General features: G+C 65.0%; 11 protein-coding genes and 1 tRNA gene. 6 read left to right on the top strand and 6 right to left on the bottom strand.

What is annotated here, in order from left to right; all coding sequences use genetic code 11:
- Window positions 1-10 precede the first annotated feature (10 nt).
- A complete protein-coding gene (gene rutB / locus QHG62_RS16855; RefSeq protein WP_281146751.1) occupies window positions 11-802 on the bottom strand; it encodes a pyrimidine utilization protein B in 792 nt (263 codons plus the stop codon).
- A 14-nt stretch (window positions 803-816) separates the two neighbouring features.
- Entirely contained in the window at window positions 817-1929 is a 1113-nt protein-coding gene (gene rutA / locus QHG62_RS16860) for a pyrimidine utilization protein A (RefSeq protein ID WP_281146752.1), read from the bottom strand.
- Window positions 1930-2147: 218 nt separating this feature from the next.
- Here rutA and QHG62_RS16865 point away from each other — a divergent pair, with 218 nt between their 5' ends.
- The 3 genes from QHG62_RS16865 to QHG62_RS16875 are packed head-to-tail and all read left to right on the top strand — an operon-like array spanning window position 2148 to window position 4201.
- Window positions 2148-2600 (top strand): YybH family protein, encoded by a 453-nt coding sequence (locus QHG62_RS16865; protein ID WP_157616167.1) that lies wholly within the window; start codon window positions 2148-2150, stop codon window positions 2598-2600.
- Between the two features lie 36 nt (window positions 2601-2636).
- Complete coding sequence (locus tag QHG62_RS16870; RefSeq protein WP_281151686.1) at window positions 2637-3617, top strand: YheT family hydrolase; 981 nt, start codon at window positions 2637-2639, stop codon at window positions 3615-3617.
- Between the two features lie 35 nt (window positions 3618-3652).
- Entirely contained in the window at window positions 3653-4201 is a 549-nt protein-coding gene (locus tag QHG62_RS16875) for a DUF2946 family protein (RefSeq protein ID WP_281146753.1), read from the top strand.
- Window positions 4202-4278: 77 nt separating this feature from the next.
- On the opposite strand, the gene QHG62_RS16880 is transcribed toward QHG62_RS16875, so the two are convergent.
- The 4 genes from QHG62_RS16880 to QHG62_RS16895 form a co-directional block, all read right to left on the bottom strand.
- Entirely contained in the window at window positions 4279-4890 is a 612-nt protein-coding gene (locus QHG62_RS16880) for a c-type cytochrome (protein WP_281146754.1), read from the bottom strand.
- Window positions 4891-5004: 114 nt separating this feature from the next.
- Complete coding sequence (locus QHG62_RS16885; RefSeq protein ID WP_281146755.1) at window positions 5005-6429, bottom strand: efflux transporter outer membrane subunit; 1425 nt, start codon at window positions 6427-6429, stop codon at window positions 5005-5007.
- Window positions 6422-9586, bottom strand: coding sequence for an efflux RND transporter permease subunit (locus tag QHG62_RS16890; protein ID WP_281146756.1), 3165 nt, complete (start codon window positions 9584-9586; stop codon window positions 6422-6424). Before QHG62_RS16890 ends, QHG62_RS16885 begins: the two co-directional genes overlap by 8 nt.
- Before the next feature lie 18 nt (window positions 9587-9604).
- Complete coding sequence (locus QHG62_RS16895; protein WP_281146757.1) at window positions 9605-10894, bottom strand: efflux RND transporter periplasmic adaptor subunit; 1290 nt, start codon at window positions 10892-10894, stop codon at window positions 9605-9607.
- Window positions 10895-11070: 176 nt separating this feature from the next.
- On the opposite strand from QHG62_RS16895, the gene QHG62_RS16900 reads away from it, so the two are divergent.
- The 3 genes from QHG62_RS16900 to QHG62_RS16910 all read left to right on the top strand — a co-directional run bounded on the left by QHG62_RS16900 (window position 11071) and on the right by QHG62_RS16910 (window position 14506).
- On the top strand, window positions 11071-11739 hold the full coding sequence (locus QHG62_RS16900; protein WP_281146758.1) for a TetR family transcriptional regulator: 669 nt from the start codon (window positions 11071-11073) through the stop codon (window positions 11737-11739).
- A 43-nt stretch (window positions 11740-11782) separates the two neighbouring features.
- Window positions 11783-11857, top strand: a tRNA-Arg gene (locus tag QHG62_RS16905).
- Between the two features lie 459 nt (window positions 11858-12316).
- A complete protein-coding gene (locus tag QHG62_RS16910; RefSeq protein WP_281146759.1) occupies window positions 12317-14506 on the top strand; it encodes an AAA family ATPase in 2190 nt (729 codons plus the stop codon).

Here is a 14506-nt window from a genome sequence, read left to right on the forward strand (position 1 = left end):
TTAAAAAAAATCAGGCAATGGCCGCTTCGGCCGGCACAGGCTGCGCGGCGGGCTCGGGTGCAAAGGTGGCGCAGAACTGGTCCACGGTCGAAACCCAGCCGAAGAAGGTCTCGACGTTGTAGACCGAGGCCTTCTGTATGGCTGCACCGCCAAGCTCGTGCGTGGCGTCTTCGAGCATCACCGCGAAGTATTCGAGGTGAAAGGCATCGCGCAGCGTCGACTCTACGCACACGTTGGTCGCAATGCCGGTGAACACCAGATGGCGGATGCCGCGTGCGCGCAGCGTGCTGTCGAGCGTGCTGTTGAAGAAGCCGCTGTAGCGCGTCTTGGGCACCACGATGTCGCCGGGCTGCGGCTTCATTTCTGCAATTAGCTCGTAGTCCCAGCCGCCCTTGGCGAGGAATTTGCCCGCCAGCTCGGGCTTGGCGCGCATGGTCTTGAGCGCGTTCGACTTGTGCCAGTTGGGCGAGCCTGGTCCGCCGGCCTCGACGTAGGCGGCGTCCCAGCCGTTCTGCAGAAACACGACCAGCATGCCGGCCGCGCGCGCCGCGGCAATGGTGCGCGCAATGTTGGCAATGGTGCCTTGCGCGCCGGAAATATCGAAGCCCGCGGAGTCGACATAGCCGCCGATGGATGCATAGGCGTTCTGCATGTCGACCACGATCAGGGCGGAGTCGGTCGCATGCAGCGCCAGCGGTTCGGGCCTGGCGGGCAGCACCAGCGGCGCGGGTGCGCCGGGCAGGCGCGGGGCGCCGACTGGCGTGGTCGAGGTGAGGGTGGTGTTGCGTGCGGGCGTGGCCATGCGCGTCTTTCCTTTCAGGCCGCAAGGCGCTCGGGTTCGGCCTGCGAGGGCACGGGGCTTTGCACATGCGCGCGGCTCTTCATCAGCGGCTGGATGCGCTCGCCGAAGGCTTGCACGCCCTGCACAAAGTCGTCGAAAGTGAGCAGCACGCCTTCGGTGCCCGGCACTTCGGCCATCTCGTCGAGCAGGCGCGCAACCGTGGCGTAAGAGCCCACCAGCGTGCCCATGTTGATGTTGACGGCCGAGGTCGGGTCGGACATCTGGCGCACATTGGTGTCGGCACCCGACCTGGTGTCGGCCGCGCCCTGCTGGCCCAGCCACGCAATGGCTTCGTGGTCGGCACCGGCCTTGTAGTGCTCCCACTTGGCGCGCGCGGCCTCGTCGGTTTCGTCGGCAATCACCATCATCAGCACGTAGGTGGTCACGTGGCGGCCGGTCTTGCGCGTGGCCTCGATCAGTTTCTCGGCCGCGGGCGCAAAGGCCTTGGGCGTGTTCACGCCCTTGCCGAAGCAGAAGTTGTAGTCGGCGTATTTGGCGGAAAAGTCCATGCCCGCATCGCTCTGGCCCGCGCAGATCACCTTCATGCCGGCCTGCGGCCGGGGGCTCAGGCGGCAGTCGTCCATCTGGAAGTGCGCGCCCTTGAAGTCGGACTGCCCGGTGCCCCACAGGTCGCGCAGCACCTGGATGTATTCGGAAAGGTATTGGTAGCGCGTGCCGAAGAACTGGTCGCCGGGCCACATGCCCATCTGCGAATACTCGGGCCGCTGCCAGCCGGTGACAAGGTTCAGGCCAAAGCGGCCGTTGGAGATCGAGTCGATGGTCGATGCCATGCGCGCGACGATGGCCGGCGGCATCACCAGCGAGGCCGCGGTGGCAAAGAGCTTGATCTTGGTGGTGACGGCCGCAAGCCCCGCCATGAGCGTGAACGACTCGAGGTTGTGGTCCCAGAACTCCGTCTTGCCGCCAAAGCCGCGCAGCTTGATCATCGAAAGCACGAAGTCGACGCCGTAGCGCTCGGCCGTGAGCGTGATCTCCTTGTTGAGTTCGAAACTCGGCTTGTACTGCGGTGCGTTTTCGGAGAGCAGCCAGCCGTTGTTGCCAATGGGAATGAAGATGCCGACGTTCATGCAGAAGCTCCAGTTGCGGTGTCGCAAAGCCCTATGCATGGCGCGTGCCAGTTGAAAAAGTCCTTTCAAATCAATGCGTTGTGTGTTTTTGAATGTTTCTTTTTGACCATTTGGTCCAAAGTGGAGCAGGCGAACTGCCCAACCTGCGGCAGCACGGTGCGCCCCAAGGCCAAACCGGTGCAGCGACCGCGTCATCGATCGCGCGGCAAAATCACCCCATGCCCAAGACCCCACTTCGCGCCGCCGCTGCCGTCGGCGGTACTGCAGACGACATCGAGGCCGCGTTCTATGAGGCGCTGCAACGCGGCGACATCGAAGCACTGATGGCGTGCTGGGCCGACGAGGACGAGGTGTTCTGCGTGCATCCCGGCGGCCCCCGCCTGGTGGGCGCCACGGCAATCCGCGCGGCTTTCGAGCAGATGTTCGGCAACGGCGCCATCCACGCCATGCCTGCGCGGGTGCGCAAGATCGAGTCGCTGGCAAGCGCGGTGCACAACGTGCTCGAACGCATCGAGGTGCTCACCGCCGAAGGCCCGAAGCACGCCTTTGTGCTAGCCACCAACGTCTATCACAAGACTGCCGAAGGCTGGCGCATGGTGGCGCACCATGCGAGCCCCGGCAGCGCGCGGGAGCCCGTCGACGCGAACGACCCGCCCCAAATCTTGCACTGAGAAATGCCTGGCGACGTTTCTTCCCCGCACTCATCCATGGGCTACGGCGCGCCGCGCTGGCTGCCCGGCGGCAACCTGCAGACCATCTGGGCGGCGCTCTATGCGCGCCGCTTCAACGGGCCGGCGCCGGTGTACCGCCGCGAGCGCTGGAACACGCCTGACGGCGACTTCATCGACGTCGATTTTGTCGATGCGGCCACACCGGGCCCACGGCCGCTGCTGGTGCTGTTCCATGGGCTGGAGGGCTCGTCGCGCAGCCACTATGCCGAAGCTTTTGCCACCTTTGCGGCCGAACGCGGCATGGCCTTTGCCGTGCCGCATTTCAGGGGCTGCAGCGGCGAACTCAACCTGGCCCCGCGCGCCTACCACTCGGGCGACTACGAAGAAATCGACTGGATCCTGCGGCGCATGCGCCAGCGCCAGGCACTCCACGGCGGCGGGCCTGTGCTGGCGGCGGGTGTTTCGCTGGGCGGCAATGCGCTGCTGCGCTGGGCCTGCGAGGCGGGCGAAACGGCCCATGCCTCGGTTGCCGCCGTGGCCTCGGTGTGTGCGCCGCTCGATCTTGCGGCGGGCGGCGAGGCCATCGGCCGCGGCTTCAACCGGCTGGTCTACACGCGCATGTTCCTGGCGACCATGAAGCCCAAGGCCTTGGCCAAGCTGGCCCAGTTTCCGGGGCTTTTCGACCGCGAGCGTCTGATGGCGGCAAGAGACCTCTACACCTTCGACGACGTGTTCACCGCGCCGCTGCACGGCTTTCGCAACACCGACGACTACTGGGCGCGGGGCTCGTCCAAGCCGCACCTGAGCGCGATTCGCGTGCCCGCGCTGGTGGTGAATGCGCTGAACGACCCGTTCATTCCGGCCCGCAGCCTGCCGGGCCCGGGCGAAGTGGGCCCGCACGTCACGTTGTGGCAGCCTGCGCATGGCGGCCATGTGGGCTTTCCGCTTGGCGCGCCGCCGGGGCACGTGCGCGGCATGCCGGAGAGCGTCGGTAGCTGGCTCGGGCAGTTCGCCTAGGCCCGGCTGCCGCGCAGGCGCGCAAAATAGCTTGCATGGACGACATCGTTAAACAAGCGCTCGCCAAGTGGCCCAACGTGCCGCATTGCTACGGCTGGCTTGGCCTGGACGCGCGCGGCAACTGGTACATGCGCGACGACCGCACCCAGGCCCAGGGCCCGTTTCCGGCCGCAAAGGGCTCGATGCTGCGGCACGACAAGCTGATCGATTTCATTCACCGCAACTACGAGCGCGACGCGGAAGGGCAGTGGTTCTTCCAGAACGGCCCCCAGCGCGTGTACGTCGAGCTGGAGGCGGCGCCCTTCGTCTGGCGCATTGCGGACGACAACGGCTTTGCCGTTACGGCCCATACCGGGCAGGCCGCCGATGTCTCGGGCTGCCTGCTCGACGAGGAGGGGCGCCTTTACCTGGTCGCTCCCATCGGGTTGGGGCTGGTTCATACGCAGGACGTGGGCCTGGCGGCCAATGCCATCGAGCAGAGCCTGTGGACGCCCGAACAGGTGCGCGCCGCCGACCTGCCGCAGCGCTTCGGCCATGTGCTGAGCCCCGCGGCCCGCCAGCCGGTGGCCGCTGCCAAACCCTGATTGGCCGCCCTGCAGGCGTAAAAAAGCCGGCGCGAAGCCGGCTTTTGCTTTTGGGGCAGCGCGCCCCCGGGTTCTGCTTACTTGGCCGCGCTGGCCGGTGCGGCAGCCGAGGCAGCACCTTCGGCAGGCGCCGCGCCTGCGGCGGGGCGGTCTGGCACCGGGAACTTGGCGCCGCCTGCATTGGCCAGGTAGACCACGGCACGGCCGATTTCGAGGTCTTCGAAGTCGCCGCCGCCCTGGGGAGGCATGGCGCCCTTGCCATGCAGCGCATGGTCGAGCAGCGTTTCATAGCCCTGGCCGATACGCGGGCCCCAGGCAGCGGCGTCGCTCAGGTGGGGCGCGCCGGGAATGCCGGGCGAGCCGTGGCAGGCAATGCACTGCGTCTTGAAAACCGTTTCGCCTGTTGCCAGGGGGCGGTTTGCGTCGCGGATTTCAATGGCACCGACCTTCTTGAGGCGGTCGGCCACTTCGCGGTTGCGCGCGTCTTGCGACACGCCGTAGAGCGCCATGTTGTCGCCCTCTGCCGTGCCCGCGGGCTTGTTGCCCGAAACCACATAGGCCACAAGGCCCACGATGATCAGGATGGGAGCAAGAAAGGAGAAAAATACCGCCAGCAGCAGTTGCTTCGGGTTTTTGATCGGGCCGGTGTGGGCGTCTTCTGTGGCCTGGTAATGCGGGTCTGCGCTCATGGCGTCCTCAATAACGGGGGCTCGTCGGGGGGCTTTTTCGAATCAACCGGCGATTATAGAGAGGCCCTCCGCCCAAAGGACGGAAGGCCGCTCCGGAGCCGTCGCGCGAAAGCCTCAGCCCTTGTTCTCGCGGCCTGTCCAGCCGCCGCCCAGCGTCTTGTAGAGCGTGACCTGGTTCTGCAGCTGCAAGAGCCGCGTGGTCACTGCCGACTGCTGCGCCGTGTACAGCGAGCGCTGCGCGTCGAGCAGGTCCAGCGCGCTGGCAATGCCGTTGCGGTAGCGCATGTCCGAAAGCTTGAAGCGCACCGCCTCGGCATCGGCCTGCGCACGCTGCGCCCGCACCTGTTCGCCCAGCGTGGCGCGGCCGGCCAGGGCGTCCGCCACTTCGCGGAAAGCGGTTTGAATGGATTTTTCGTACTGCGCCACCGCAATCTCGCGCCCGGCCTTGGCCGAGTCGAGCCCCGCGATGTTGCGGCCCGCATCGAAGATGGGCAGCGTGATCTGCGGCGCAAAGGCCCAGGCCTTCGATCCGCTGTCGAACAGGCCCGAGAACTCGCTGCTCGCGGTACCGATCGAGGTGGTGAGCGAGACGCGCGGAAAGAACGCCGCGCGCGCCGCGCCGATGTTGGCGTTGGCCGCAATCAGCTGCTGCTCGGCCGAGCGGATGTCCGGCCGCTCGGCCAGCAGGTCTGAGGGCAGGCCCGCGGGCACCTCGGGCATCGGCTTGATGCCGTCCAGGCCCCTGGCGCCGCCGGCCGTGGCTTCTGCCGGCACCGGCGCACCCAGCAGCAGGGCGAGCGCGTTCTCGTCCTGCTGGCGCGTGCGCAGCTGCTGCGCGTAAGAAGCACGTGCGGTTTCGGCCAGCGAGTTCGCGGCCTGGAAGTCCAGCTCCGACGACACGCCGTTGTCGAAGCGCAGCTTGGTCAGGCGCACCGATTCTTCGCGCGTCACCATCGTCTGGCGCGTGAGCTCGAGCAGTTCGTCGTCGGCAATCAGCGTGAGCCAGCCGGTGGCAACCGCGGCAATCAGGCTGATCTGCGCGGCCTTGCGCGTTTCTTCGGTGGCAAGGTATTGCGCCAGCGCCTGGTCCTTCAGGCTGCGGATGCGGCCGAAGAAGTCGATCTCCCAGGCGGTAATGCCCAGGTTCACGCTGTACTGCGACGACACGCTGCCCGCGCTGCTGTCGAAGGCCTGCAGCTGGTTGGGGCTCGAGCGCGAGCCGCTGCCGGTAAGGCCCAGCGCCGGAAAGAGGGCAGAGCGCTCGATCTGGAACTGCGCGCGCGCCTGCTCGATGTTGAGCACCGACACCCGCAGGTCGCGGTTGTTGGCCAGCGCGGTCTGGATCAGGCCGGCAAGGCGCGGATCGGTGAAGAAGTCTTGCCACGGCAGGGCGGCCGCGGCCTGGCCCGCCGGCTGCGCCGGATCGCCCGGAAAGGTGGTGGGCACCGGCGCCGCGGGGCGCTCGTAGGTTGGAATGAGCGAGCAGCCGGCCAGCAGCATGGCTGCGGCCAGGGCGGTAGGAATGAATTTCTTAGTCATGTGTCTTTTCCTCCGTGATGCCGGCGGCCTCTGCATGCCGCTTGTCGGCTTCATGCTGGCGCGCGCTGCCCTTGAACAGGCCGCGCACCACCACGAAGAAGACCGGCACGAAGATCACGGCCAGCACCGTGCCCGTGACCATGCCGCCGAGCACACCGGTGCCAATGGCGCGCTGGCTGGCCGAGCCGGCGCCGGAGGCAATGGCCAGCGGCACCACGCCCAGGCCAAAGGCCAGCGAGGTCATGATGATCGGGCGGAACCGCAGGTGCGCCGCGGCCAGGGCCGATTCAATGATGCCCTTGCCCTGCGCCTGCAGGTCTTTTGCAAACTCGATGATCAGAATCGCGTTTTTCGCCGAGAGGCCGATGATGGTGATCAGGCCCACCTGGAAGTACACGTCGTTTGAATAGGCGCGCAGCATGGTTGCCAGCAGCACACCCAGCACGCCCAGCGGCACCACCAGAATGACCGCCAGCGGAATCGACCAGCTCTCGTACAGCGCAGCCAGGCACAGGAACACCGCCAGAATTGCGAAGCCGTACAGGATGATGGCCTGCGAGCCCGCGAGCTTTTCTTCGCGCGACTGACCCGTCCACTCGAAGCCGAAGCCTTGCGGCAACTGCGCGGCGAGCTTTTCCATCTCGGCCATCGCAGCACCCGTGCTGAAGCCCGGCGCCGCGTCGCCGCTGATGCGGATGGCGGGGTAGCCGTTGTAGCGCACCGTTTGCGTGGCGCCCGTTACCCACTTGGTGGTGGCAAAGGCCGAGAGCGGCACCGGCTGGCCCTGCGAGTTGCTGGCGTTCAGCTTCAGCAGGTCGTCCGGCTGCATGCGCGCCGGCGCATCGGCTTGCACCACCACGCGCTGCAGGCGGCCGCGGTTCGGAAAGTCGTTGATGTAGCTCGAACCCAGGCCGGTCGACAGCGTGGCGTTGATCGCATCGAAGGTCACGCCCAGCGCACTGGCCTTGTCCCGGTCGATGTCGATCTGCAGCTGCGGCGCGTCTTCCAGGCCGTCAGGGCGAACCTGCGCCAGGATCTTGCTTTGGCTGGCCATGCCCAGCAGCTGGTTGCGCGCGTTGATGAGCGCCTCGTGGCCCGCACCCGAACGGTCTTGCAGCCGGAAGCTGAAGCCGCTCGCGTTGCCCAGTTCAGGAATGGGCGGCGGGCTCAGCGGGTAGATGAACGCGTCGCGAATGCCCGAGAGCGCACCGAAGGCGCGGCCCGCAAGCGCGCTGGCCGAATGGGCCGGGTCTTTGCGTTCTTCCCAGTCTTTCAGCGTCACGAAGGCAAGGCCGGCGTTCTGGCCCTGGCCCGAGAAGCTGAAGCCCATCACGCCGACCATGCTCTGCACTTCGGGCTGCTTCAGGATGAAGCCTTCGACCTGCTGCATGACCGACAGCGCACGCTCTTGCGTGGCGCCTGGCGGCAGCTGCACGTTCACGATGATGTTGCCCTGGTCTTCTGCCGGCAAGAACGAGCTTGGCAGCCGCAGGTAGGTAAACACCACCGCGCCGATGATCACGGCATAGATGATCAGGTAGCGCGCGGCGCGCCGCAGAATGCGCGCGACGATGCCTTCGTAGCCCTTGGCTGTGCGCGAAAAGCCGCGGTTGAACCAGCCGAAGAAGCCGCTCTTTTCATGGTGGTGGCCCGCTTCGACCGGCTTGAGCAGCGTGGCGCACAGTGCCGGCGTGAGAGACAGCGCCATGAAGGCCGAGAAGGCGATCGACGTCACCATGACCGCCGAGAACTGGCGGTAGATGTTGCCCGTGGAGCCCGCAAAAAATGCGAGCGGCACAAACACCGAGATCAGCACCACCGTCACGCCGATGATGGCGCCCGAGATCTGCCGCATGGCCTTGCGGGTGGCTTCGAGCGGCGAAAGCCCCTCTTCGCTCATGATGCGCTCGACGTTTTCGACCACCACAATGGCGTCGTCCACCACGATACCGATCACCAGCACCATGCCGAACATGGTCAGCACGTTGATCGAGAAGCCCAGCGCAAGCAGCGAGGCGAACGTGCCCAAGAGCGCAATTGGCACCACGATGGTTGGAATGATCGTGTAGCGCCAGTTCTGCAAGAACAGGAACATCACCACAAACACCAGCGCAATGGCTTCGAGCAGCGTCTTCACCACTTCGGTGATGGAGATCTGCACAAAGCGCGAGCTGTCGTACGGAATGTCCCACTTCACGCCCGGCGGAAAGAAGCGCTGCAGCTCTGCCATCTTGGCGCGGATGGCCTTGGCCGACTGAAGCGCGTTGCCGTTGGGCGTGGGCTGCACGCCCACACCCACCGCCGGCACGCCGTTGAGCCGCGCCGAGGTGGCATAAGACTGGCCGCCAAGCTCGACCCGCGCCACGTCTTGCAGCCGCACGGTCGAGCCGTCGGGGTTGGCGCGCAACACAATCTTCTTGAACTGGTCGACGTTGGCCAGCTGGCCGTTGACCACCACCGTGGCTGCAATGGCCTGGCCGGGAATGTTGGGCAGGTCGCCCAGCGTGCCCGAAGACACCTGCGCATTCTGTGCGCGAATCGCGTTGTTCACGTCCGTGGCCGACAGGTTGAAGCCTTGCAGCTTGGCCGGGTCGATCCAGATGCGCATCGCGTTTTCGGAGCCGAACAGCTGGGCCTGGCCCACGCCCACCACGCGCTGCAGTTCAGGCACCACGTTGCGCGCGGCATAGTCGCCAAGCGCCACCGGGTCGAACTGCGGGTTGTCCGAAGACAGCATCACGAACATCAGGAAGTTGTTGCGCGACTTGTCTACGCGCACACCCTGCTGCGTTACCGCGGCCGGCAGGCGCGGCGTTGCGCGCGAAAGCCGGTTTTGCACGTCCACCTGTGCAAGGTCGGGGTTGGTGCCCGCCTCGAAGCTGATGGTGATGGTGCCGGTGCCGTCCGCCTGGGCCACCGATTCCATGTAGATCAGGCCCGGCGAACCGTTCATTTCGCGTTCGATCACGGACAGCACGCTGTCTTCCAGCGTCTGGGCCGAGGCGCCGGGGTACGCCACGTTGATCACGATGGCCGGCGGTGCCACCGGCGGGTATTGCGAGATCGGCAGCTGGGTAATTGCCACGCCGCCCATCACCAGGACGAACAGGGCGATCACCCAGGCGAAGATCGGGCGGTCGATAAAGAATTTGGCCATGCGGGCGCGCTCCTGCTATTACTTCTTTTCGGCCGGCGCAGCCGCCGCACCGCTGGCTGGCGCCGCCGCGGCAGACGCCGCCGGCGCTGCCGGTTTTGCCGCACCGTTGGGCGCCGGCTTGGTCCATGGCACCGCCTTTACCGGCGTGCCGGGCGGCATCATCTGCAGCTTCTGGAAGCCGTCGACCATTACCTGTTCGCCCGCCTTCAGGCCGTCGAGCACCACCCACTGGTTGTCCTTGGCGGCGCTGATCTTCACCGTGCGCTGGCTGATCTTGCCGTCGGCACTGACCACAGACACCGTGTCGCCCTGCTGCGTGCGCGTAACCGCCTGCTGGGGAATGGTGATTGCGTTTGTGGCCTGCGCCTGCTCAAGCTTTACGCGCACATACAGGCCGGGCAGCAGCTCGCCCTTCGGGTTGGGCACCTCGGCGCGCAGCGTGACCTGGCCCGTGGCCTGGTCCACCGTCAGGTCGGAGAACAGCAGCTTGCCCGGCAGCGTGTAGTCGGTGCCGTCTTCGAGCACCACCGTGACGCTGGCGGCCTCTTCGCCGTTGGCGCGCTTGTACTGGCCCGCAGCCAGTGCGCGGCGCAGCTTCAGCACGTCGGATGCCGACTGCGTGAAGTTCACGTACATCGGGTTGATCTGCTGCACCACCGCCAGCTCGGTTGCGTCGCCCTGGCCCACCAGCGCGCCTTCGGTTACCAGCGCGCGGCCGATGCGGCCTGCAATGGGCGAGGTTACGTCGGCGTAGCCAAGGTTGATCTTGGCGGTTTGCACGGCGGCGCGGCCCGCGGCCACATCGGCCTCGGCCGTTTTTTGCGCGGCCACGGCGTTTGCGTATTCCTGCTTGCTGACTGCGTTGGCCTCGACCAGCGGCTTGTAGCGGTCGGCCAGCGCCTTCGCCTGCACGGCGTTGGCCTCTGCCCGGGCCAGCGTGGCCTGCGCGTTTTGCGAGGCTGCCACCAGCGGTGCCGGGTCAATGCGGAACAGCAGCTGGCCCGCCTTTACATCGCTACCTTCGCGGAACTCGCGCTTCAGCAGAATGCCCGAGGCACGGGCGCGAACCTGCGCCACGCGCGAGGCTTCGAGCCGGCCCGGCAGCTCGGTTACCAGGCCCACGTCTGTTGGCGTGGCAACCACCACCCCCACTTCAGGCGCCGGGCGGGCGCCGCCACCGGCTGCGCCACCCTTGCCAGCGGGCGCATCGCCCTTGGAACAGGCCGCGAGCGTCAGCACCACAACGGCGGCCACGATCGCGAGGCGCGGCGAGAACGAAGATTGACGCGAAACATGCAGGAGAGGCATGCGAATCCTTTGAAGCAAAGACAGGAGATGGCGCGTTCGCGATGCGAACAGAAAGCCAGCATAAACAGCCGGGCCATCGGGGAAGCCCGATAGTTTACATACATTCATGGATGTATAGTGACAGCATTGAATGGCCCCATGGTTCGGAAAGGGCTTGGCTTTACAAATCAGGAGACTTGGTGGCACGTCGTACGAAGGAAGAAGCACTGGCTACACGGAATCGGTTGCTCGATGCCGCGGAGCTGCTGTTTCAGGCGCAGGGTGTTTCGCAAACCTCGCTGCAGCAAATTGCGCAGCAGGCCGGCGCGACCCGTGGCGCAATTTATTGGCACTTCAAGGACAAGGCCGACCTGTTCAACGCCATGATGGAGCGCGTCATCCTGCCGCTGGAGGCCGGCCCCCGGGCCGCCGCGGCGGCCGGCACCGACGACCCCCTGGCCGAGATTGAAGAGGGCATGGTGCATGCGCTTACCCTCATGACCACCGACCCCCAGGTGCGCCGCGTGTTCGACGTGGCCACCCACAAGGTTGAATACACGCACGACATGGCCTCGGTGCAGCAGCGCCACCTGGACGCGCGCAACGCCTGCGTGACCGATTTTGAAAAAGCCCTGCGCCTGGCCGCCCGCCGCGACCAGGTCAAGCTGCCCGTGCCCGGCCACGTGGCCGCACAGGGCCTGCACGCACTGCTGAGCGGGCTCATACAGAACTGGCTGCTCGACCCCACCGCCTTCGAGCTGGTGTCTACCGGCAGGCGCACCTTTCGCGTTTACCTGGCCGGCCTGGGTTTTGAACGGAACTCGACCGCGGGTGTCGGAAACGAAGCAGAAGAAGTCGCCGCCTGATAGGCGATAATGCGTGGCTCCGGTTCTGCCGGAACCCAGATTCCTCGCTGTATTTCAACGGATAGAATTCGGCCCTCCGAAGGCTGAGATCCAGGTTCGATTCCTGGCGGCGGGACCAAATGCGAAAGCCGGACACTTTTAAAGGTGTCCGGCTTTTTTTGTTTCTTATCTGGGCGATGCTTTTCTATCGCCAGATTGGTCCGAGTAATTCCATGGAATCCGATGGTGGTGAGGGCGAGGTACAAAATCGGCGGATCAGGAGGGCGAAAACCAATTTCCTCCTCATTTTCCTGAGACATTCGCGGTCTGCGGCTCGGATGGCGGCAGTGTCCACTATCACTGGACCGTCTGAGACTAGGCCTCGCAGGATGCACACTAGTTCCGACGGGGCGCGATCTTTGTTCTACACACCTGCTTCCAAACCCGTCAGGCGCTGCTAGGGGCGTTCCTTACCAAAAGCGACCGTTTACCCGGGCATCCTGCTCAAGCCGGAAGATCAACTCATAACACTTCTGCAGGTAGCCACAGGCCCTTCTAAACGTCGCTAGACTGACGCCTCAAAACGAGGAGGCGATGGATGAGAAAGGTGAACCGTGGAAGCGCGACGTTGCCCGAAATCCTGCATGGGGACGAGGTGCGTGCGGCCAAGGCTGCGTTGGCCGAGCACTATCGGCTTGACCCGCAGGAGCGTGCCCGCAGAAGGCCGCCGCTCAATGCCAAGATCTGGACGTCGGCCATGGTGCGACGGCAGGTTGCCGAGGTTTTCTTGTCCAAATGCGCCTATTGCGAGACCCCGCTGGACAGCTCCAATTCTGGCGACGTCTCGCATCACCGGCCACCCGGCAATGCGGTCGGCTTTCGGGACCAATCAGACGTTGCCAGTCCTGACCATTACAGCTGGTTTGCCTATGAATGGGAGAACATTTTTCTCTCATGCGCGGCCTGCAACCGGGCAAAGCGCAACTTGTTTCCCGTCCAAGGCCCGCGCGCGCGCTTGCGTTCTAGCTGGGCTGAGGCCGAGAACGGTGAAGAGGCGCTTTTGGTCAACCCCTGTCGGGTTGAACCGCGCAAGCACATGCGCTTTGGGGTCGATGGCAGCGTCGTTGGAGCGGATGAGGTGGGGCGCGTCACTGTGGAGGTATTGAATCTCAACCGACCCGACTTGACCCAGGTCAGAGCTCAAACATTCAGGCAATGTTTCGAGTTGCTCGATCAAGGACGAACCGACGAAGAATACTTAAACGGATTCCGCCGAGCCTTGCTCGACGAGGCCCCCTTTTGCGGCGCTATGCGCGTCATATTTTTCGAGCTTCTCTCCGACTTCAACTCGTCGGCCAGTCTCCCGAAGCCATCGTTTCGAACCATTGTTGACGATGCCATCCACACTTCGAAGGTTGCCAGCGACAAACAGTGGCGAGAGCTAGTCGACCATGCGGAATCTGGCGCACCGCTTCTGGATCGGAACTCGTGGCGCCCGCTTGAAGAGCAGCTCATGACGCGCTTTCAGTGGGAGCCCCGCACGTCGCAGCTGCGCCGAGTTCGTATCCAGAATTTCAAAGGTATAGCGAACCTTGATCTTGAAATCCCGCACGCCGATCCTCATGAGACCGGCGCGCCTTGCATGATGCTGCTCGGAGAAAACTCCACAGGCAAGAGCACCACATTGCAAGCCATTGCACTGGCGATGATGGGGTCACCCATGCGCGCACGCATGGGGGTGTTGCCGGAGGACTTTCTTCCGCGCGAGGTTTCCGGTTGGCAACTTGATGACACCGTCATGCCGGAAGTCATCCTGGATTTCGACACCGGTGAGCCTGTGCGCCTGCAGATCGACCCGCTGACCAAGCGCTTCATCGGGGAAGAGCAACCGACCATGATGCTGATGTCTTTCGGCTCTCGTCGTTTCTTTGGCAAGGAGGGCGTTCGCCGGCAACCCGCCTCGACGCTGCGCTCCTTGTTTGATCCTTTTGCCAAGCTCCAGCATCCGGGCCGGTGGCTCCAGGGGCTCGCTCCAGATGCCTTTGACGCGCTCGCACGCGCATTGCGCGAGGTGCTGGTGCTCCAACCGGAAGACCGCATTGGGCGAGACGAAGAGGGGCGCCTGTTCGTTCATGCACATGGGCGCGACACGCCATTGGAGCGACTGAGTGATGGCTACCGCTCCCTGATCGCAATGGTCCTGGACATCATGCGTGACATGCTCAAGGCATGGGGTGACCTAGAAAACGCGCGCGGCCTGGTGCTGATCGACGAGATCGAAACGCATCTGCATCCGCGATGGAAGTTGCGCGTTGTCTCGGCACTTCGCAAGGCCATGCCCAACGTTCAGTTTGTTGCCACCACACACGATCCGCTGTGTCTCAGAGGCATGCGGGACGATGAGGTGCAGGTGTTCGTGCGCGACGAGGCGCACAGGATCGAGGTTCTGAGCGGCTTGCCTGACGTTCGTGGGCTGCGCGCGGAGCAGCTCCTGACGTCCGACTACTTCGGTCTCGCCAGTACGGCGGATCCTGACGTAGAGAGCGCGTTGGAGCACCTCGCGCTGCCTGCGGGCATCCGATCACAGGCACGCGACGAGGACATTCGCGCGTTGCAGGCTTTCAAGTGGCTCGGTGACACGCCGGTTGAGCAGATCGTCAACGAAGCGCTGCGCCGGTTCGTCGACGAGGGCGCAGGCTTGCCGCAGGACCGGGGGCAACTCAGGGAGGCCGCGGTGACGGGCGTGCTCGCCCGGCTGCGGGCGCTGCGCGCGGGGCCTCAAGCATGA

Origin of the sequence: Variovorax paradoxus, assembly GCF_029919115.1 — a bacterium.
In the GTDB taxonomy this organism is placed as follows: domain Bacteria; phylum Pseudomonadota; class Gammaproteobacteria; order Burkholderiales; family Burkholderiaceae_C; genus Variovorax; species Variovorax paradoxus_O.

Excerpts from the sequence above, each read along its gene's own strand:
- rutB (WP_281146751.1), bottom strand. The coding sequence starts at position 802 with ATGGCCACGCCCGCACGCAACACCACCCTCACCTCGACCACGCCAGTC.
- rutA (WP_281146752.1), bottom strand. The coding sequence starts at position 1,929 with ATGAACGTCGGCATCTTCATTCCCATTGGCAACAACGGCTGGCTGCTC.
- QHG62_RS16865 (WP_157616167.1), top strand. The coding sequence starts at position 2,148 with ATGCCCAAGACCCCACTTCGCGCCGCCGCTGCCGTCGGCGGTACTGCA.
- QHG62_RS16870 (WP_281151686.1), top strand. The coding sequence starts at position 2,637 with ATGGGCTACGGCGCGCCGCGCTGGCTGCCCGGCGGCAACCTGCAGACC.
- QHG62_RS16875 (WP_281146753.1), top strand. The coding sequence starts at position 3,653 with ATGGACGACATCGTTAAACAAGCGCTCGCCAAGTGGCCCAACGTGCCG.
- QHG62_RS16880 (WP_281146754.1), bottom strand. The coding sequence starts at position 4,890 with ATGAGCGCAGACCCGCATTACCAGGCCACAGAAGACGCCCACACCGGC.
- QHG62_RS16885 (WP_281146755.1), bottom strand. The coding sequence starts at position 6,429 with ATGACTAAGAAATTCATTCCTACCGCCCTGGCCGCAGCCATGCTGCTG.
- QHG62_RS16890 (WP_281146756.1), bottom strand. The coding sequence starts at position 9,586 with ATGGCCAAATTCTTTATCGACCGCCCGATCTTCGCCTGGGTGATCGCC.
- QHG62_RS16895 (WP_281146757.1), bottom strand. The coding sequence starts at position 10,894 with ATGCCTCTCCTGCATGTTTCGCGTCAATCTTCGTTCTCGCCGCGCCTC.
- QHG62_RS16910 (WP_281146759.1), top strand. The coding sequence starts at position 12,317 with ATGAGAAAGGTGAACCGTGGAAGCGCGACGTTGCCCGAAATCCTGCAT.